The organism is Aggregatimonas sangjinii (assembly GCF_005943945.1).
Lineage (GTDB): Bacteria > Bacteroidota > Bacteroidia > Flavobacteriales > Flavobacteriaceae > Pelagihabitans > Pelagihabitans sangjinii.
The window spans coordinates 1,449,233-1,469,311 of sequence record NZ_CP040710.1 but is presented as its reverse complement, the minus strand read 5'-3'; the positions used below and the strand labels follow the sequence as shown (position 1 = coordinate 1,469,311).

15 protein-coding genes are annotated in these 20,079 nt (G+C 43.2%); 3 read left to right on the top strand and 12 right to left on the bottom strand.

Going from position 1 to position 20,079, the window contains the following annotated elements; all coding sequences use genetic code 11:
- Positions 1-31 precede the first annotated feature (31 nt).
- A complete protein-coding gene (locus FGM00_RS05900) occupies positions 32-1,726 on the top strand; it encodes a N,N-dimethylformamidase beta subunit family domain-containing protein (protein WP_138852006.1) in 1,695 nt (564 codons plus the stop codon).
- Between the two features lie 62 nt (positions 1,727-1,788).
- Here the strand turns inward: FGM00_RS05900 and FGM00_RS05895 are convergent, their stop codons facing one another.
- The 9 genes from FGM00_RS05895 to FGM00_RS05855 form a co-directional block, all read right to left on the bottom strand.
- Positions 1,789-2,964, bottom strand: a complete 1,176-nt coding sequence (locus FGM00_RS05895; RefSeq protein WP_138852005.1) for an OmpA family protein — start codon at positions 2,962-2,964, stop codon at positions 1,789-1,791.
- A gap of 217 nt (positions 2,965-3,181) precedes the next feature.
- A complete protein-coding gene (locus FGM00_RS05890; protein WP_138852004.1) occupies positions 3,182-3,652 on the bottom strand; it encodes a hypothetical protein in 471 nt (156 codons plus the stop codon).
- Positions 3,639-4,784, bottom strand: a complete 1,146-nt coding sequence (gene bshA, locus FGM00_RS05885) for an N-acetyl-alpha-D-glucosaminyl L-malate synthase BshA (RefSeq protein WP_138852003.1) — start codon at positions 4,782-4,784, stop codon at positions 3,639-3,641. The genes FGM00_RS05890 and bshA overlap by 14 nt, the downstream gene beginning before the upstream one ends.
- A gap of 201 nt (positions 4,785-4,985) precedes the next feature.
- The gene (locus FGM00_RS05880) at positions 4,986-7,898 is read right to left on the bottom strand and encodes a glycoside hydrolase family 3 N-terminal domain-containing protein (protein WP_138852002.1); all 2,913 of its coding nucleotides are present in this window, start codon (positions 7,896-7,898) and stop codon (positions 4,986-4,988) included.
- A 99-nt stretch (positions 7,899-7,997) separates the two neighbouring features.
- A complete protein-coding gene (locus FGM00_RS05875) occupies positions 7,998-8,480 on the bottom strand; it encodes an ABC transporter ATPase (protein WP_138852001.1) in 483 nt (160 codons plus the stop codon).
- 64 nt (positions 8,481-8,544) lie between these two features.
- The gene (locus tag FGM00_RS05870; RefSeq protein WP_138852000.1) at positions 8,545-9,336 is read right to left on the bottom strand and encodes a (Fe-S)-binding protein; all 792 of its coding nucleotides are present in this window, start codon (positions 9,334-9,336) and stop codon (positions 8,545-8,547) included.
- 107 nt (positions 9,337-9,443) lie between these two features.
- Positions 9,444-10,769 carry a 4Fe-4S dicluster domain-containing protein gene (locus FGM00_RS05865; protein WP_138851999.1) on the bottom strand — a complete coding sequence of 442 codons (1,326 nt, stop codon included), beginning with the start codon at positions 10,767-10,769 and terminating at the stop codon, positions 9,444-9,446.
- 5 nt (positions 10,770-10,774) lie between these two features.
- The gene (locus FGM00_RS05860; protein WP_138851998.1) at positions 10,775-11,764 is read right to left on the bottom strand and encodes an MlaD family protein; all 990 of its coding nucleotides are present in this window, start codon (positions 11,762-11,764) and stop codon (positions 10,775-10,777) included.
- A 276-nt stretch (positions 11,765-12,040) separates the two neighbouring features.
- On the bottom strand, positions 12,041-13,405 hold the full coding sequence (locus tag FGM00_RS05855) for an N-acetylmuramoyl-L-alanine amidase (protein WP_236262944.1): 1,365 nt from the start codon (positions 13,403-13,405) through the stop codon (positions 12,041-12,043).
- 142 nt (positions 13,406-13,547) lie between these two features.
- Here FGM00_RS05855 and FGM00_RS05850 point away from each other — a divergent pair, with 142 nt between their 5' ends.
- Positions 13,548-16,310, top strand: a complete 2,763-nt coding sequence (locus FGM00_RS05850) for a putative LPS assembly protein LptD (RefSeq protein WP_138851997.1) — start codon at positions 13,548-13,550, stop codon at positions 16,308-16,310.
- Positions 16,311-16,480: 170 nt separating this feature from the next.
- The gene (locus FGM00_RS05845; RefSeq protein WP_138851996.1) at positions 16,481-16,864 is read left to right on the top strand and encodes a RidA family protein; all 384 of its coding nucleotides are present in this window, start codon (positions 16,481-16,483) and stop codon (positions 16,862-16,864) included.
- A 63-nt stretch (positions 16,865-16,927) separates the two neighbouring features.
- Here FGM00_RS05845 and FGM00_RS05840 read toward each other — a convergent pair whose 3' ends face one another.
- From FGM00_RS05840 to pfkA, 3 genes are all read right to left on the bottom strand, one after another.
- Positions 16,928-17,779, bottom strand: coding sequence for an N-acetylglucosamine kinase (locus FGM00_RS05840; protein ID WP_138851995.1), 852 nt, complete (start codon positions 17,777-17,779; stop codon positions 16,928-16,930).
- Between the two features lie 87 nt (positions 17,780-17,866).
- A complete protein-coding gene (gene gap / locus FGM00_RS05835) occupies positions 17,867-18,868 on the bottom strand; it encodes a type I glyceraldehyde-3-phosphate dehydrogenase (protein WP_138851994.1) in 1,002 nt (333 codons plus the stop codon).
- Between the two features lie 21 nt (positions 18,869-18,889).
- Complete coding sequence (gene pfkA / locus FGM00_RS05830) at positions 18,890-19,873, bottom strand: 6-phosphofructokinase (RefSeq protein WP_138851993.1); 984 nt, start codon at positions 19,871-19,873, stop codon at positions 18,890-18,892.
- Positions 19,874-20,079 lie beyond the last annotated feature (206 nt).

The following is a 20,079-nucleotide window of genomic DNA, read 5'->3' as shown; positions in this document are numbered from 1 at the left end:
AATTATTAGCTTTGCTAGAATGACTATCGATATGGGCGCTATAAAATTTGAGAACGACGAATCGGGTACTTCTAAGTGGGCTTTACAAAGGCCTGCGATAAATAGGGAGATAGAAGGTTATGCTTCTGAATGTAGCATAAATAGAGGTGAAAGAATTTCCTTTTATATCAATACCGCAGCACCCGAATTTACGCTTCGCCTTTTCAGGATGGGATGGTACAATGGTCTGGGAGGTCGTGATTATGGCATTCAAGTGACCATGCCCGGCACCTTACAAACAATTCCCGTTCGTGATGCGGAAACGGGCTTGGTAGAATGCGACTGGTCTGTCAGCTATGAATTACAGACCTCAAAAGAGTGGTGTACCGGAGTCTATGTAGCCAAACTTGAGGAGTCTGAAACCCAAAAACAAAGCTATATTATTTTCGTTTTAAGGGATGACAGTGCAAGCCCCGACATTCTTTTTCAGTTGCCCATGACCACCTATCAGGCATATAATTATTGGGGAGGGAAAAATCTATACGAGTCCGGTAGCGGTTCCGATACCCATTGGGGAAGTATCTCAGGCAAACCGGCCACAAAATTATCGTTCAACAGGCCTTATGCCGCCAGCAATAATCTAAAGGCTGCCTTTGGCATGGGTGCCGGCGACTTTTTCGCCAATACAAGACCGGTCACCACGCACAACTACCCTATTAGCAGCGCAGGCTGGGACTATAATATGGTCAGGTGGTTGGAAAAAAACGGATACGATATCGGATATAGCACTAGTTTAGATACCCACATAAGAGGGCAAGCGTTACACAAGCCCAAAATCTTCCTCGCACATGGTCACGATGAATATTGGTCCCATGAAATGAGAGCGAATGTTACCTTAGCTAGGGATAAAGGAACACATTTGGCATTTATCTCATCAAATACGATGTTTTGGCAAATACGTTTTGAGGATAGTATTGCACACAACAAACCGTATAAGACACTGGTGTGCTATAAAGAATCCGAACTTGACCCCGTTAAAGGAAAGAAAAGTACGGTAAACTTCAGGGATATTCCAGAGCAGGGTTCGGAAGCTTCCTTAATCGGGGTGAACTATATCTTAGACCCTGTCGTTGATGATATAACTATCGCCAATGCAGCGCACTGGATATTCGACAATACAGGGCTTAAAAACGGAGATAAACTAAAAGGGCTCTTGGGGTATGAAATAGATGCTCTATCCGAAAATTCACCGCCGAATATAACGGTTTTAGCAGCATCCGTATCACAAAATAGAGACAAAAGCGATTATCCGCGAATCATCAAATACATGATGGTCAAAATTCTGAAAATTTCGGTGCAACCTCTTGAACGAACATTGAAAATACCCAAAACCTTCGGAATCGTGCTGATTGTATTGATTCTAGTATTGGCCCTATTACTTTCGTGGCAAACACTCATAAAATTAGGAGTGGAAGTGTTATTGGCAGCTGCTGCCTTTATAGCAACGGTTTTTCTAATTTGGTTCCTTAAAATAATAAATTCCGGAAAAGTAACGTCGCACATGACCATCTATAAAGCAGAGAGCAACGCCTTTGTCTTCGCTACCGGGAGCATGCAATGGGTCTGGGGTCTCGATGACTTTAACGCACCACATTTGAGGAAAGACTATAGCAATAAAGCGGTTGAAATAGCCACCCGCAACCTCTTTAAAAAGCTCGGTGCGTTGCCCCATGCTTCAAAAAATTGATATAATACCGCCTTTTGAAAACGAAGTCGCTGCGGAATCAAAGTTGTTTTGAGATAATAAAATCACATTTTTGTGATGACGAACTCAGACCTTCGATTTATTTTGTGTTTCTCTTCCGAACAGTAGGTAGTATCGTCGCATTCGTTCAGTAGATTGGTCTCCCCTAAACCTTCGGCCGTTAGTCGCTCTGCACTGATGCCCTTTGATACGAGGTAATCGATAGTACGCTTCACTCTTCTTTCGGAAAGCCATTGATTGTATGTGGATGCCCCCCTAGAATCAGTATGAGAGGTGATTTTTAGCGATACTTCCTGTTCAGTTTCAAGAATAATCGCCAACGCGTTCAAAACTGCTTTTGAATCGGTGTTCAGGTAAGAAGAATTCAGGTCAAAATACACGAACCCTAATTCTTTGATACTATTCTCAAGTTGCGATTTTCTACTGTTTTCCTTGTCCAATTCAGCTTTTTCCAATGCAGCCAGCCTTTCCCGCTCTTTTTCTTCGGCCAATCGTTCTGCCACCAACGCTTCTTCCTTCAATCGATTGACGGTAGTAATAGAGTCCTGTACACGTTGTTTTTCTTGCTCCTGAGCCACAATTCGAGCGAGTTTATCCGCTCCTTTTTTGGAAAGGCCTTTTTCAATATCGAACTGATACAGCACGCCCAAACCGTACTGAAGGTGATTCGAGATTACTTTATCACCCATTGACCATTTTCCAGAAGCATTCACATCCAAACCCCAGTGGTCTGATAGCCATGTTCGTACACCCACCACCCCATTGTATGTTCCTCGAGACGCGTTATTTGCTCTTGTATAACCGAGACCAACTCCGATATAGGGATCGAACCACCCTGACTTGCCGACCAACCTATCCAAATCGTAGCTTACCCTAGTATCAAAAGCATAATAATCCGTTTTTTCCGTTTGCACGGAACCGTCTATCGTTTTACCGACCTTATAGCGATTGTAGGTACCGATGGCCTCTACACCCACGCCGCTCCTAAAATATTTGCCAATGCTTACACGTGATGGGAATGCAACGTAGTTCCACTCCTCTTCGACCTCAAAAAATCCATCCAAAAGGTCTCCGGAATCGTCAACCATATTAAATCCTAGTCCGAACATATAGGAACTGACGACCATACTGTCTTTTTTGGTAAGCTGTTCATCCTGTGCATAGCCGGGTGCGCATACAAGGCAAATTAATATACCCAGAAAGGGTGCGATATTTCTCATGGTGGTAACATTTGGGTGTTATAAACACCAAAGCTATCACTCAGTATAGGGCCGAACAAAATAGTACCACAAAGGGATATTATATTCGTTGGACTACCTGAAATCGCTAAAAATTGTAGGCTTTTTAATAAAGAAATAACATCTAAGTGGTTTTTGAGGAATTCTTGTTGGGTAATGAACCTAAAGGGTGAAGACCATTCGATTAAAGGAACAAACTTTACTCAACAGCCTTAAAACTGATTTTCTTTGACGTCAAGGGCATTGTATACACGCTAAATGGACTTATCGTCTTAGTCTCCTCATTGGTCAAATTTTTATTGACCATGCCCAAAATCATTTCGGAATCGCTCTCTGTTGTTAGATTCAAGATAGGCGTGGTACCATTGCCATCGTTACCCGAACAGTATACAACCACCATGTCTTTCGAAAAATCTACTTTAGGAACTCGAATACCGGGCTTTCTGGTCTTGTTGACCCCACTAAAGAATTGCTTTAAGTCTTTTTGATTTTCTATCACGTGAGTGGTCGCCGTATCGGTGCCCGCAAAGTTTCCTTGAAGGACAAGGGTAAGCGGAGATTCCGTAGTCTGCCCATCGTTTTCATCCATGGCCATTTTCTTTTGTCCGTTGCACGCTAAAAATATGACGAGCGCCGGTAAAAAAAACCACGTAATTTTAGGTAAGTGCATTGTTAAACCTTTTTTCATAAGCTCTTTTGTAAATCTCCTCATAGAGGGGCAAGACCTTGAGTATGTCAAATGTCAGCGCAACTTTTTTGGCATTATCTTTAAAGGTTCGCAGCGTTTTTTCGTCGGATAAAATCTTCAATGCATTCTTCGCCATGTCATCAATATCCCCAATATTGCTCAAATAGCCGGTAATGCCTTGCCTGTTCACTTCCGGAATGCCGCCGGTATTACTTGATATTACAGGGACTTCATTGATCATAGCCTCCAATGCTGCAAGTCCGAAACTTTCAGACTCCGATGGAAGTAGAAACAAATCGCTAAAGCAAAGAATTCTATCGATTTCATTACTATTACCCAAGAAAATCACTCTATCGGCTATACCTAGGCGCTCACATAATTCCTCTGCACCTTCTTTCTCCGGACCATCGCCTACCATCACTAATTTTGCGGGTATTTCTTTTTGCACCTTATCAAAAACACGAATGATATCCGGAATGCGCTTTACCTTTCTAAAATTGCTAATATGCGTTATTATTTTCTCATCATCATTTGCCATTAGAGCCCTCTGGCAATCGGTAAATGCTTCACTGTACTTGGTCTTATCGATGAAATTGGGCACTACTTCGATATCATTCTTGATATCAAAAATTTCCAGGGTGCGCTCCTTTAAGTTTTGGGAAACGGAAGTTACCACGTCGGATTGATTGATACTGAACGTTACGGCTGGTTTGTAGAAAGGATGCTTGCCAACCAGGGTAATATCGGTACCGTGCAACGTGGTGACCATAGGCACGTGAATTTGCTCTTCCTCCAACATCTTTTTGGCCATGTATCCGGCATAGGCATGGGGAATGGCATAATGCACATGTAAGAGCTCAATGCCGTGTAGCTTGATCGTATCTACCAATTTGCTGGATAGTGCCAATTCGTATGGTTGGTACTTAAAAAGAGGATATTCAGGTACGTGTACTTCGTGAAAATGAATGTTATTACCCAAAAGTTCTAAACGAACAGGTTGTCGATACGTCACAAAATGTACCTCATGACCCCTATTGGCCAAGGCGATACCCAATTCCGTTGCCACAACACCACTACCACCGAAGGTAGGGTAACATACAATAGCTATCTTCATTACTCAAATTTAGTGAAACCTAATGGTTTGTCGATAGGTGGGCAGGAATATTACAAGTATCTTAACAAAGTCGCTAAACGGAAGATGATAGACTTGAATACGAAAAATCATCGTCTTGAGGCTTGGGCTTATCGCCAAACAATCCTACCATAGTTAATGCTTCCTTCTTTCAATAATACCTTGATTTCGCTTAGAAAGACGCTAATCTATCATTGCCTCGTAAATTGCGCCTTGGATACGGGTGCGGAGTCCTGATTTCACGAGCAATCGGTTCGCCGCTGTCGGATAGGTTCGGTTCGATAAAAAAACGTAAACCAAATCTTCTTCAGGGTCGGCCCAGGTATACGTGCCAGTGAAACCACTATGACCAAAACTTTTTGGGGAAACGCATTCACAGGCCGGGCCTTTGCCGCGAGCGTCCGGTTTATCGAAACCTACCCCGCGACGCACATTTTTATTGCAGAAATAGCACGTATTGAATTTTTTTACTGTTCTCGATTCCAAAAAGCGATCTCCTCCATAGAAGCCTTCCTGCAGGTACATTTGCATAATTTTGGCCACGTCGTTCGCATTACTGAAGAGTCCCGCATGACCCCCGACACCGCCTTGCATGGCGGCTCCCATGTCGTGAACATAGCCTTGTACCGTCTCGTAGCGATAATATTTGTCCTCTTCGCTCGGAATAATGCGTTCAAGATTAAATTTTTCCAAGGGGTTGTAGGTGGTTGTCATGGCACCGAGCGGTTTATACAAAAAATCCGCAACCAACTCATCCAATCGCTTACCATTTTTGTCCTCGATATATTTTTTCATAACATAATAAGCCACATCGCTGTATCTGTACCGATTCGATTTGAGATCTTGCCGACCGATTCTATTGTAAATGGAATCCTTATAGGCATCCGTAAGGTACAACTCGTCGCTTACTTTGATGGAAAACCCGTCCAAAGGCTTGTTCCTGTAAAATTCGCCGGAAGGCTTCCGGTTCTTATCCAAAGTACTTACATAAAAAGCGATCCATGCCGGAAGCCGCCCATAATGCGAAAGTGCCTTGAGGACGGTTACATCCTTTAAATTCGTGGTATCGTAGCCAGGAATCATTTCACCGAACGTATCGTTCAATTTTATATCCCCTTCTTCTTCCATCTGCATGACCATGGGCAACGTGGCCAATATCTTGGTAACCGAGGCCAAATCGTAGAGGTCATCGTTCGAAACGCTATCCTTGGAACTGTAGGTCGGTTTTCCAAAGGATTTATGATAAACAACCTGTCCCTTTCTTGCGATAAGGACCTGGGCTCCAGGAAACATTAAAGAATCCAATCCGTCTTTGACCAAAGAATCTACCCTTGCAAGTTTATAGGAATTGAGACCGACACGTTCCGGAAAGCTATATCCTAACCGCTTTAAGGACTTTAACTGCACATTGGTATTCACCGGGAAATCTTTGTGGGAACTTACGGGAAGAATGCCTTTGGCTGCAATCGACCCAAAAAGCAATTGGGCCGTCTTGCGTTGTGCTAGAGGACTATTTTGATAGGACACCACTACCCCATCGATTCCCTTAAATTCCGGAACATCGAGTAACGCATAAGGCTTTGCGAACACCGCTAAAATCAGATTTGAACTCCGCTCTTCGGCGATTTTCTTAAGCCAACTCAGTTCGGTCTGGGTGAATTTATATCCCTTCCAAGGACTTTCATTGCTTTTGTGATGGCCGATAATCACCAAGTTAAAATCTTTTAAGTCGGTCTTAAATTGATTGATGTCGGCCGCATTCACTTCAGTAACGGTAGTGTATTTGTTCAACTCGTTCAAAAAAGGCAGGTGGTCGTCATCGCCAAATTTTACATAGGCGATTTTCTTTTTTTCAAGATTTTTGATACCCATCATGTAAAAATCGTTCTTCACGACAGTGATGGCGTTTTCAATGGCTTCTTCATAAATAATATCGTCTTGCAACGAATTGAGATCGGCGTATAAATTTTTCGAAACTACCGGCTTATAATCGTTTAGACCAGCTTTGTATTTGGCCATCAGAATTTTTTTAACCGAGTAGGCCAACCGTTGTTCGGTAATTTTCCCTTTTTTGAAGGCCTTCATCAGCTTCTGTTTAGCTGCACCGACATCAAGCGGCATTAGGAGAATATCATTTCCCGCAATAAATGCCTTCAACTCCACATCACCGTTTTTTCCGTGATTGGTAGCTCCTTTCATGTTGAGCGCGTCTGTAAAGACCAAACCCTGAAACCCCATTTCTTCTTTAAGGATTGTAGTGATGATTTGTTCCGATAGCGAAGAGGGCAATCCTTTCTTGATTTCCAGATTAGGTACTTCTAGATGGGCGACCATAACACTGCTCAATCCTTCGGAAATCAATCTTCTGTACGGATACAACTCGATACTATCTAGACGTTTTCTGCTAAAATCGATAACGGGAAGGTCGTGGTGCGAGTCGGTAGCGGTATCTCCGTGTCCGGGAAAGTGTTTCCCGCTAGATAATACCCCCGCACTTTCCAATCCTTTCATGTAAGCGATTCCTTTTTCTGCCACATTTTCCCTATCCTCACCAAAAGAACGGTTGCCGATTATCGGGTTTTTAGGATTGATATTGATGTCGATATCCGGAGCGAAATTAATGTGAACACCCAGCCTTTTGGCGTGTTCGCCGATTCTTCTCCCCACTTTTTCAACGATGGCGTTATCCTTTATGGCGCCCAGGGTCATATTCCATGGAAAAGCGTACGTGGAGTCGAGCCGCATGGCAAGTCCCCATTCGGCGTCCATGGCGACCAATAATGGTATTTTCGATAGTTTCTGGTATTCGTTGGTCAATTTTGCTTGACGTACCGGCCCGCCTGTAGAAAAAATAACGCCTCCTAAATGCTGTGTTTTAATAAGGTCGGCCACTTTCTCCCGACTGGCTTTGTCGGCATCTGAATGGACCATTACCATAAAAAGCTGACCGAATTTCTCTTCAAGCGACATGGCCTCATACTTCGAATCGACCCATTTTCGTTGTGCCAAGCTATCATTGGTCACCAAAGGATTGCCTTGACCGATAAGGGCAATTGTCGTGAATAAAAAAAAGGGGAGAACAAATCGAATTCGCATATCAAAACATCTATGGGAATAACTAAAAACATTCGACTTTATTGCATTTCGTCGATCATTGGGCGAAAACAATACCATGCAAAAGATAAAAACCGAAAATCACATAAATCGGGAATGCCAGCTTTCAGACGCAGGTACCTCCCAATGTTCCAAATATTCGCCTTTGCTTGCTACGAGATTGTTAAATACAATTGTTTTATCGGAAACGGACCTTGCCTTGGCCATTTTTTTGAAATCGATAAGTGATTTATAGGCAACGAATTCCCCTTGCTTATAGGAAACATTCATTTTGTCTAAAAGAATCACATCGAACTTTTTCTCCAGAGCTTGAATAAAATGAACAGATGCATCGATAGAACATCCGGAAGCCGCATTCAGCGATTGGTCTAGTGCCAATACGATAAAACGTTTGTACCGTATTTCATAACCCGCCTTCAAATCCTGCCCGTGGGCAGTCCACTCGGTAACGAATGCATCGAGTAAGGTTTTGATTTCGGCCAATTCTTCCACGGAAAAACTACGGTTGGCCTGATAAATCCACACGCGTGAAGTCTCCGGAAGTGTTTTAAAGTCTACTAGCATAGGATTACATTTCAAACTTGCTTGCCACAATAGGGTTTCAAGCGACCAATTCTAAATTCAGAAGTTATAAGTCTTCTGCCGTTGCGATTAATTCGGCTATATCCAGAACGGCAATGGCACTTTCCTTTTCTTTGTTTTTAACGCCATCGGTCATCATCGTATTGCAAAAAGGACAGCCCGCTGCTATGATTTCGGGTTGGGTTTCCAAGGCTTGTTCGGTACGTTCTATATTGACGTCCTTGTCCCCTTTTTCGGGTTCTTTGAACATTTGGGCACCACCTGCGCCGCAGCATAATCCCTTCTTCTTGCAATTTTTCATCTCGACCAACTCGGCATCCAACTTTCGGATGAGTTCCCTGGGGGCTTCATACACCCCATTGGCCCGACCCAAATAGCAAGGGTCATGAAAAGTAATTCGCTTTCCTTTAAATTGTCCGCCTTCCATAGAAATACGACCTTCCGCCAACAATTGCTTTAAAAATTGGGTATGGTGAACGACTTCGTATTCACCGCCTAGACCGGGATACTCGTTCTTCAAGGTATTAAAACAATGCGGGCAAGCCGTTACCACTTTCTTGATACCATAGGCATTCATGACTTCGATATTCGTCACAGCCTGCATTTGAAACAGAAATTCGTTTCCGGCCCGTTTCGCAGGGTCACCCGTACAACTCTCCTCGGTGCCTAGCACGGCGAAGGATACGTTCGCCTTGTTCAATATCTTCACAAAGGCTTTCGTGATTTTCTTCGCCCTATCATCAAAACTACCGGCGCAACCTACCCAAAACAATACCTCCGGCTGTTGACCTGCCGCGAACAATTCCGCCATGGTCGGGACTTTCAATTCGTTGCTCATACTTTACTGCTATTATACGCGATGTAGGTTATTCTAAAAAAGATTCGATTGTATAAGCTACCCAAAGGTACACTTGAAATACCATTTCTTTGTTTGGGCAACTCTGTTTACTGCTCCTGTGTCCAATTCAATCGATCCATTTGATTAAAAGGCCAAGGAGCACCATTGTTCTCTATATTGCCCATCATATTATTCAAGTCGGTGGGCGCTGCCGATTGTTCCATTACCAAGTATTGGCGCATATCCATGATAATCGATAAAGGATCGATGCTAACGGGACAAGCCTCAACGCAAGCGTTACAACTTGTGCAGGCCCATAATTCTTCATTAGTGATATAGTCGCCTAGAAGCTGCTTGCCATCCGCTACAAAGGCACCCTTGTTCGCTTCGATATTCTTACCTACTTCCTGCAACCTATCACGCGTATCCATCATGATTTTTCGCGGGGAAAGTTTTTTCCCTGTCTGATTGGCCGGACATTCGCTGGTACAACGACCGCATTCGGTACAGGTATAGGCGTTCAGTAATTGCACCCAACTTAAATCCGTAACATCGGATGCACCGAATTTTTCAGGTACGGGAGCGTCCTCCGCCGGGCCGGCAAACGGATCGGCCGAAGGATCCATCATTAATTTTACCTCATTGGTCACCGCTTCTAAATTCTTGAATTGGCCTTTAGGTTTTAGATTTCCGTAATAGGTATTCGGAAAAGCCAAAAGAATATGCAGGTGTTTTGAATAGTACAAATAGTTCAGGAACATGAGGATACCGACAATATGCAACCACCATGCCGAACGCTCGACCAAAATCAGAGTCGATTCGGACATCCCAGCGAAAATAGGGCCAAGAAACTGACTTACCGGAAAACTACCTGCTTGAACATAATGGTCAGCGCCCATTTGTTGCAATTGGTAATCGGCCCCGTTCATCGTCAAGAACAGGAACATTAATACCAACTCGATGTAAAGAATAAGATTCCCGTCCTGTTTGGGCCAACCTTCCATCTCGGGTTTCATAAATCGCTTTAAACGGATGATATTCCGTCGTATCCAAAAGGCAACAACAGCCACCACCACAAGTAAAGCCAATATTTCAAAAGAGCCGATGAGAATATCATATACGGTTCCTAAAGGCGCAAAAAGGCGATGAGTACCCAATAGGCCATCAAGCACGATTTCCAATACTTCAATATTGATAATGATGAAGCCAACATAAACGATTACATGCAGAAGGCCTGCGATAGGGCGCACCACCATTTTAGTTTGACCCAGCGCTATTTTGGCCATATTTTTCCATCGCTGTGATTTGTTATCGCTAACATCGACATCTTTTCCAAGCTTGATATTCCTGGAAAGGCGTTTTACGTTTTTAGCAAAAAAACCAATGCCTAAGACCAATAGGACTGCAAAAATAATTTGAGGGAGGTAGGCCATGTATCTTATTCTTCGGGATTTTCTTGTTCCGGATTGTTTATTTGATTGGCGGGGTCATCTTCCGGTACTTCATATTCTTTCTGCTTTTTTCCGAAAACGGAGACGTTTACATAGCGTTTTGGGTTCAGTCTAAAATCCTGCAACAATAAATCCAACTCTCTGGAAGCGTTGTTCAAATTATCGTACAACTCTTTGTCATTCATTAATTTGCCCAATGTACCATCGCCGTTTTCTATTTTGGCCATAACATTATCCAAATTCGCTACTGTCGATTCCAAACTCCGTAGGGTTTTGGGTAATCCCGCGTTGTTGAGCGAATCGGCCAGTTTAGAGAAACTTGAAGTCAGAGCCTGAAAATTGGTCAACGAGCTATCGAGCTTCCCGCTGTTTTTGGTTAAAATCGAATTGAGTTCATTGGCACTACCCTGAAGACTATTGATAAGGGTGCTCAATCCTGATATGGCCCCTCTCAAATCTCTTTTGGTCTTTTCATCGAGCACCTCGTTTACATTTACCAAAACCGAATCCGCATCCGAAACGGCAGATTCGAATTTCTGGAGAAAGGGTGTAAATTTTTGTTCGGCGAGTTCCGCGAGGCCCGGTTGCGTGCTTGTTGTGAGGGTATCGCCATCTTTCGCCATTGGCGCATCGTCGAATAGAGGTATGATTCGAAGGCCTTTACCCCCTAGAATCCCGGAATCATATAAAACGGCAGGACTATTTTTTGAAAATTCAAAATCACTACCCACCGTAAATGTGACGAAAAGGTTTCCCTTGCCATCCATAAACCGAATGTCATTTACCTTACCCACATTAAAACCATTTACCGATACGGCAGTACCGGGCTGCAGACCACCTACATCAGGGTAAATGGCATACATAGTTTTACTGTTGTCGAAAAGTGGAGTGGATTTTAAATAACTAAAGCCTAAAACAAACAGCAGAATACCGCCGATAACAATAATTCCCGTTTTAATTTCCCTAGATAGTTTCAAATGCCAGTATTTTCTGATTAGAACTTCTTGAACAAAATTAGAAATAATTAGTTAAAGACGATCATCGTTCCCGTTTAAACTTTTAATCGAAAAGAAATGCGCAAGTCTGTCTATCTGACCTATGGAATTATCTTAAGCCGTAAAACCGTTATTAAGTTAAGTGCTACCAAGTTATTAGTTGGCATTTAATATGAAACTCGATTTCAGCTCAAATAATAAAAACAGAGGCCAAGAAACATCGGTCCTAAGAATGGTAAGCGATTCGTAGGTAAGGTATTATTGGTTCGAAACGTACTTCAAAGCCTCCTTCATTGTAATTCGTTCACCGTCTTTGTAGGCAACAACGTAAGCAGAGGTATAACCTTTTAAGGCAGCGTTTGATTTAAGCAGTTCGGCCTCTTCCAAAGAATTGGTATTTCCGTACATATATCGGTACAGTGTTTTGTACGGCTCCTTCGAAAGTGTATTAAGACCTTTAAAATTAGCTGCCTTAAGTGGAATGTTTTTAGAACTTGCAAGGACTTGCACTTTAAAACTGATGGCCGCTTTTCCTGCTCCAGACATTTCAGTAGGCACACTTGTTTGTTCCATAGGTTTAGACGGTATTTTCTCCGTTTCAACCTCCTTTTCCATAGCGCTGGTATTTTCAGCTGTTTTTAAGATTTCTTGCGCCGAAACTACCACTTCGGGTGTTTTCTCTTCAGGCATTTGTTCTTTTGGTACCGCTGCCTGATCTGCTGATTCCTTGTCGGTTTCCGATGCTGTTAAAACAGGAGCTGCCTCAACTTCTTTCGCCGTTTCCGGTTCTATGGACTCTGGCTCAGGGGTAGATTTGCTGGTATTTCCTGAAGGAGCGACCCCCGCCAACATCTTTCCTCTGTAAGTGACTATGGCATTGGCGATGGCAGTTCCCATCTCTGATTGTCCCTTCTTTGAATTCAAATAGGCACCTTCCTTATCGTGGGTCAAAAAACCGGTTTCGATCAATACGCTTGGCATGAAAGTTTGATGCAAAACAATGAATCCCGCTTGCTTTACCTTGCGATCGTTTCGCTTTAGCTTCTGGGTGAAATTATCCTGAATCGCCTTCGCCAAATTGATACTCTGGTCCAAGAATTCTTCCTGCATGATGGTGAGCCCGATAACCGATTCCGGAGAATTGATATCGTAACCGGCATAACGATCCTGGTAATTGTCCTCTAAATAGATGACCGAGTTTTCTTTCTTGGCAATTTCAAAGTTCTGCTTGTTGGCATGTAGCCCCAGCACAAAGGTGCCGGCCCCATGGGCATTGGAAGTATGTGAATCGCAGTGCACCGAAACGAATAAATCGGCATTCGCCTTATTTGCGATTTCACCGCGAACATACAAATCAATAAAAGTGTCGTCTTTTCGGGTATAGATGACCTTGAAGTTCGGGTCTTTTTCCAGAATTTCACCGATATTCAAAACAATGTTCAACGCGATGTTTTTCTCAAAATAGCCGTTGCCTAGATTTCCCGGGTCGTGCCCTCCGTGGCCGGCATCCAAAACAATAACAAAAGGCTCAATGCCCGACTGGGATACGGCGGTTTGAGCGAAAGAATAACATATAAACGTAACAGCAAATACCAGAATCGCAAAAAATCGTCTACACATCATTATAACTGGGGATTTGAGCATGTTGAATAAGGTTAAATTTATTGTAATGCTCCATTAAGGGAACAAAAAATATATGTAAGTTTGACCTCGCATACCAATACAAAAGGCTCACCGAACGGATACAAAAATAGGATTTATAGCTTTGCAATCAAACAAACATTTTCTACTTTTCCTATTCATTCTATTCATTGGTAGCACTGCAATTTTCGCTCAAGAAGACCGTGTAAAGACTATTACCTTTCCTGTGGTGCGAGACACTGCCACCGCCCCGCAGGCCCCTATGCCCGTGTTAAGGGATACGACCGCCAACGACTCTATCGCCACCGACAGTCTTAATCAAAAACAGGGTACGCTCTTGGATAAGATTAGGTACAAGGCCAAGGATTCCATCCGATTAAGCCAAAGACAACAAAAAATATTCCTCTATAATGAGGCCGAAATATACTATCAGGATACGGAGTTAAAAGCGGGAATCATTATCATGGACTATGTGAAGAACGAAGTGTACGCGGGCCGAGTCAAAGATTCTCTTGGGAATTACACGCAACTACCATTTTTTAAACAAGGAACCCAAGAGGTGCGTCCCGATTCCATTCGTTTTAATTTCGATACGCAGAAGGCTTTAATATGGAACTCAAGAACGGAGCAGCAAGCCGGCCTGGGTCAATTGGGGAGCGATGCCATGAAAGTATATGCCGAAATCACAAAAAAGGAAAATGATTCGGTCTATTTTTTGAGTGAAGGAAAGCTGACTACCTCTACCGATACCGTCAATCCTGATTATTACATTCGTGTTCGTAAAGCGAAATTCGTGCCCAAAAAGAAGGTCATCGCGGGCTACAGTAACTTATATATCGCAGATGTACCAACCCCTATTGCCCTGCCATTCGCTTATTTTCCATTAACCGTAGGCCGAACAGCCGGTCTCATGATGCCGACCATCGGAAACGATCCCAATCGGGGCTATTTTTTGCAAGGCGGGGGATACTATATCCCGTTTAGTGATTATGCGGATATTACGCTTACTGGAGATTTTTACACCAATGGTAGTTATGGGTTCCGAACACAGTCGGTCTATTCCAAACGCTATAAGTATCGCGGCAATGTCAACTTTAATTACCAAAATTTGGTTACCAGTCAGAAGGGGTTTAGTGACTATAGCAGAAACACCCTCTATAACATTCAAATTTCGCATTCACAGGACCCCAAAACCAGTCCGAATTCCCGTTTTTCGGCATCGGTAAACTTAGGAAGTAGCACGTATTTTCAAAATTCCTTGTTACAGCGAGATTTGCCGTTAACCCAAAACAATAACCAGTCATCATCTATTTCATATTCCAAAACGTTTCCGAATTACCCTGCCGTGAACATGAGTTTAACAGCCACGCACAGTTCGAATACGAGACAAGCGATCACGGCGGCCGAGAACAATGCCACCGTAGACAATATTCAGATGACATTGCCTACTTTACAGGCAAGTGTAGAACGTATATTCCCATTTGCCAAACGGGACGGTATAAAAAAAGGCGCTATTCAGAACATCAACTTTCAATATGATGTTAACGCACGGAACAGTCTTACCACCAATGACGAGGACTTTTTTACTGCCGCCATGTTCGATAATGCACAAGTTGGTGCCAGACACCGTATTCCCATCAGCACCAACTTTAAAATCGCCAAGTTCTTTAGCGTATCGATGGGCGGGAGTTATGAAGACGTTTGGACCTTGGAGACCTATAGACGGGATTTCGTACCGGGAGAGGGTAACGAAAAAGGTACCGTTGCGATAGATACCGTTCAAGGTTTCGATCGCTTCAATAAATACAATCTAAGCACCAGTATCGGTACCACTGTCTATGGCACCTTTAATTTCGGGGAGGACAAAAAGCTGCAAGCGATTCGCCATGTGATGCGACCATCGTTAAGCTATGGCTACACGCCCTCATTCGAACAATTTTTTGACGAATATCTCGATGAAAATTCTGGGGAGGTCGTGCAGTATACGAGATTTCAGGGTACGCTTAATGGTGCCCCTTCCTTGGGAAAATCAAACAGTTTGAGTTTTTCCTTGGCCAATACTCTTGAAGCAAAGGTCAGGGACAAGGATTCTACAGCAACGGAGGCGAAAAAAATACCGCTCCTGAGCAATTTCAATATTTCCACAGGATATAATTTCGAGGCCGATTCCCTAAAATTAAGACCCTTGACCTTAAATGGCGGAACTACGATTCTCGACAACAAAATGTCGATCAACTTCGGTGCCGGTCTCAACCCTTATGCTATTGATAACAACGGTAGGGCCATTGACAAATGGAACATCGACAATGGGGGTAGCCTATTCCGTTTGACCAGGGCCAATGTTAACGTTAGCTACTCCATTAGCAATGAGACTTTTGGTAGAAAGGAAGATGATGGGGAGGAAGAGGAAGAAAGAGATCCCTACGATTATGGAGCGGCAAGCGGTGGTCGGGATGACGATCTCTTTGGCAGGTCGGAAGGATACAACGACTACCAGAATAACCAAAGAGATGATGAAAGGGAATCGGACGATATTGAAAATCCATTATATGCTACTAAAATTCCATGGGACTTTCGGCTTGCCTATTCCGCAACCTACAGCAATCCTGCTCGTCAGAACGAATTCAGTAGTCATTCCCTGATGTTCTCCGGAAACGTTCAACTTTCCCCACGTTGGAAGGTTGGTGTATCTTCCGGTTATGATTTCAAGAACCAAGGATTTACCTTGACCCAATTTCGTTTTGAGCGTGATTTGAAAAGTTTTAACCTTAAATTCGATTGGACACCTTTCGGGCAGTTCCAGCGCTGGTATTTCTTTATAGGGATAAAGAGTTCGGTATTGAAAGATTTGAAATGGGAAAACAGAAGTCAGCCATTTAGGCAATAGGGAGGGCTTCTTATGCAGGTGTTGCATTTCAAGAAATAAAATACCAACAATCGATGCCTGCACTTTTAGGGCGAACCCGCGAAACCCGGGCGGCAGAAACGTTGGAATGGAAGAAAATACTAAGTAACGGAATCCCGCCTTCGCGGGAATGAAAATAAAATCGATCATTTATGAAAAAAATAATCAGCACGCCAAATGCCCCCGCTCCTATCGGTCCTTATAACCAAGCGGTTCTTTCGGGGAACACGCTTTACATTTCCGGGCAAATTCCCATGAACCCCGCAACTGGTAAGCTGGTATCTGGCGATATCAAGGCAGAGACCAAACAATCGATGGAAAATCTGAAGGCCATTCTACAGGCCGCAAATACAGATTTCGAAGCTGTCGTAAAATCGACGATTTTCGTGAAGGATATGCATCAATTTGCACAAATCAACGAAATATACGGCTCGTATTTTGATGAAGCAACGGCGCCGGCACGGGAAACCGTCGAAGTTGCGAACCTTCCGTTGTTCGTAAATGTGGAAATATCAATGATTGCCTTGATTTCGTAGCAGCCTATCTTCTGATCTTTATCCGTGCAGGCTTACAAAGATGAACTCCTTGGCAATTTTCAATTACAAATGCGCTTTGTGAAACTCCATCAGTCCCTCGATAGGACGCTGTCGAATGACGCCAACAATGAGGTCGTTACGTTCTAATACGGCGATAAGTTCATCCTTTAAATAGTGGGCGATACTTCCCACAAAATTGATCGGTACTTTTGTCGCCAGTTCAAATTGCATAATATAATTGTTAACGAACTGCTGAAAGCCTTTATCAATCACCCCCTTACAATACGGATGATTTTTATTCTCGACCAAAAAACGGGCAAAAGTGGCCAAATAGGTATTCGGATTCGGTTGTTTGTACAAGTTCTCCTTGATTACGTCCGCATCCAAATCGTATTCCTTTGAAAATTTCATGCCCAAATCTTGGGGCATTTTATGAAAGTAGTAGTCCCGAATCAATTTTCGTCCAAAGAAATTCCCACTGCCATCATCCATAGGAATATACCCTAGGGAAGTTACCTTTTGAAACAATTGATGCCCATCGTAATAGCTGCAATTAGAACCCGTTCCCAAAATACATACAATACCTTGGTGACCGATTTTAACCGTCGAAAAAATAGCGGCATACGTATCTTCTTTTACCTCTGCCTTGGCATTCGGGAAAAAGACTTTAAAGATGTCCTTAAGCAGCTTTTTCATGCGATCGGTACCGCAACCGGCACCGTAAAAATATAGGCGTGAAACCTTTTCCTTGTTTTTCGAAAGCTCAAAATTATTGGCCAGCCTATCTTCTATCACCTCTTTCGTAAGCACTTCCGGGCTAAGACCTAATGTTTGCGTTAAGAACAATTGCTCCCCTTTATCATCCAAGGCGATCCAATCCGACTTTGTTGCACCACTGTCTACAATCAATATCATATCCTATCGTATTTAAATAAGAAACCCGAAAATAAACTAAAAATTAATCTATTTTCGGGAAATTCCTTTATAAGGTGGTCTAAAAATCTATAGTTCGTTCACCAATTGTGCTAAATCTACCAATTTATTGGAATAGCCCGCCTCATTATCGTACCAAGATATGATCTTGAAAAATTTCGAGTTCAGTTCAATACCTGCGCCGGCATCGAAGATGCTTGTTCTGGCATCACCAATAAAATCTTGAGAAACTACCGATTCTTCGGTATACCCTAAAATCCCTTTCAGTTCTCCATCGGCGGCTTTCTTAAAAGTCTTTTTGATATCATCGAAAGAAGTCTCTTTTTGTAGGCGAACGGTCAAGTCTACCACCGAAACATCGGCTGTAGGCACCCTAAAGGCCATACCGGTAAGTTTGCCTTTCAATTCAGGAATTACCTTGGTCACTGCCACAGCTGCCCCGGTAGATGCGGGAATAATATTCAACATGGCACTACGCCCACCTCTCCAATCTTTTTTTGAAGGGCCATCAACGGTCATTTGGGTAGCCGTCGTTGCATGCACAGTGGTCATCAACGCCTCATCGATACCATAAGCATCGTTCAAAACTTTTGCCAATGGCGCAAGACAATTGGTAGTGCAGGACGCATTCGATACGATGGTATCGCTAGCTTTAACATCTTTATGATTGACTCCCATAACGAACATCGGAACATCTTTAGAAGGGGCGGAAATCACCACTTTCTTGGCGCCGCCATCAATGTGGTATTGTGCGGTCTCCATTGAAGTGAAAATACCGGTACATTCTGCAACGATATCAGCCCCCACAGCATCCCACTTCAAATTTTTCGGATCTCGCTCGGCGGTAATGCGTACATCTTTACCATTCACTACGAGATTTCCGTTTTTTACTTCGACCGTACCGTCAAAATGGCCGTGTACAGAATCATATTTTAGCAAATAAGCCAAATGCTCAACATCTAACAGGTCGTTGATCGCTACCACGTCTACATCGTCTCTTCGCACCGTAGAACGAAAAACCATTCTACCGATTCTTCCGAAACCATTAATTCCAATATTCAATTTTGCCATTTTCTTAGTTTTTAGTTTAGATTACGTTGTCATTATCTCTGACACTCTTATAAGTTCTTTATCGATTTTCGTATGCCCCTTGATCGCTTTTTCGATGGGCGTCAAAATAAGTTTATTGTCCTGTACACCGACCATCAGGTTGGTCTTACCCTCCAAGAGCGATTCTACTGCCTTTACTCCCATTCTACTCGCCAGTACGCGGTCATAACAAGAAGGCGGACCCCCACGCTGCATGTGTCCTAAAACAGAAACACGCACGTCGTAAATCGGTAAATGCTCCTCTACGTATTCTTTGAGTTCGAATACGTTTCTTCCGATTTTATCTCCCTCTGCAACGATGACAATGCTGGAGGACTTTCCGGACTTTTTACTGCGTTTCAAAGACTCCAAAAGCCTTTCCAACCCTCTATTCTCCTCTGGTATAAGTATTTCCTCGGCACCTGCCCCTACCCCGGCATTCAAAGCGATATGACCTACATCGCGCCCCATTACCTCAACAAAAAATAGACGGTTATGGGAACTTGCAGTGTCTCGAATCTTATCGATTGCTTCTACCACTGTATTCAGCGCCGTATCAAAACCAAGGGTAAACGTAGTTCCGAAAATGTCGTTGTCGATGGTGCCTGGAATTCCGATTATCGGAAAATCGTATTCTTGATTAAAAATCATGGCGCCGGTAAAGCTACCATCACCCCCTATTACGACAAAGGCGTCGATATTGGCCTTTAAAAGCTGATCATGCGCCTGCTTTCGCCCCTCTGCGGTGCGAAAATCGTCGCAGCGCGCCGATTTTAAAATGGTCCCACCCTTGTTTATGATATTGTTCACACTGCGGGCATCCATATCCTTAAAATCGCCCTCGATCATGCCTTGATAACCGCGGTAGACACCAACACAAGCTATCTTCAAATAGGCGCAGGTCCTTACGACCGAACGAATAGCAGCGTTCATTCCAGGAGAATCCCCACCAGAGGTTAAAACGGCAATTTTAGTTATGTTACCCATCAAAAAAAAGTAAGCTGCAAAAATAGCGAACTTATTCCAATAAAGGAACCGTAGTCAGTCGCAATTTTAAGAAAAGAAGCTACGAAATCGTTAGCGGAATGGCTAGAATCTCATGAAAAGGCTATTAATTTAACATCCGCAAGCCTTTTTGTGTATCGATTTCCTGAATATACAATACGACAAACCCAATAATGTTTGATTTTTGA

Bases quoted from the DNA above. Each gene is read 5' to 3' on its own strand.
- FGM00_RS05865 (WP_138851999.1), bottom strand. From the start codon at position 10,769: ATGGCCTACCTCCCTCAAATTATTTTTGCAGTCCTATTGGTCTTAGGC.
- FGM00_RS05845 (WP_138851996.1), top strand. From the start codon at position 16,481: ATGAAAAAAATAATCAGCACGCCAAATGCCCCCGCTCCTATCGGTCCT.
- FGM00_RS05895 (WP_138852005.1), bottom strand. From the start codon at position 2,964: ATGAGAAATATCGCACCCTTTCTGGGTATATTAATTTGCCTTGTATGC.
- FGM00_RS05900 (WP_138852006.1), top strand. From the start codon at position 32: ATGGGCGCTATAAAATTTGAGAACGACGAATCGGGTACTTCTAAGTGG.
- FGM00_RS05840 (WP_138851995.1), bottom strand. From the start codon at position 17,779: ATGATATTGATTGTAGACAGTGGTGCAACAAAGTCGGATTGGATCGCC.
- gap (WP_138851994.1), bottom strand. From the start codon at position 18,868: ATGGCAAAATTGAATATTGGAATTAATGGTTTCGGAAGAATCGGTAGA.
- pfkA (WP_138851993.1), bottom strand. From the start codon at position 19,873: ATGGGTAACATAACTAAAATTGCCGTTTTAACCTCTGGTGGGGATTCT.
- FGM00_RS05870 (WP_138852000.1), bottom strand. From the start codon at position 9,336: ATGAGCAACGAATTGAAAGTCCCGACCATGGCGGAATTGTTCGCGGCA.
- FGM00_RS05855 (WP_236262944.1), bottom strand. From the start codon at position 13,405: ATGATGTGTAGACGATTTTTTGCGATTCTGGTATTTGCTGTTACGTTT.
- FGM00_RS05890 (WP_138852004.1), bottom strand. From the start codon at position 3,652: ATGCACTTACCTAAAATTACGTGGTTTTTTTTACCGGCGCTCGTCATA.
- FGM00_RS05875 (WP_138852001.1), bottom strand. From the start codon at position 8,480: ATGCTAGTAGACTTTAAAACACTTCCGGAGACTTCACGCGTGTGGATT.
- bshA (WP_138852003.1), bottom strand. From the start codon at position 4,784: ATGAAGATAGCTATTGTATGTTACCCTACCTTCGGTGGTAGTGGTGTT.
- FGM00_RS05880 (WP_138852002.1), bottom strand. From the start codon at position 7,898: ATGCGAATTCGATTTGTTCTCCCCTTTTTTTTATTCACGACAATTGCC.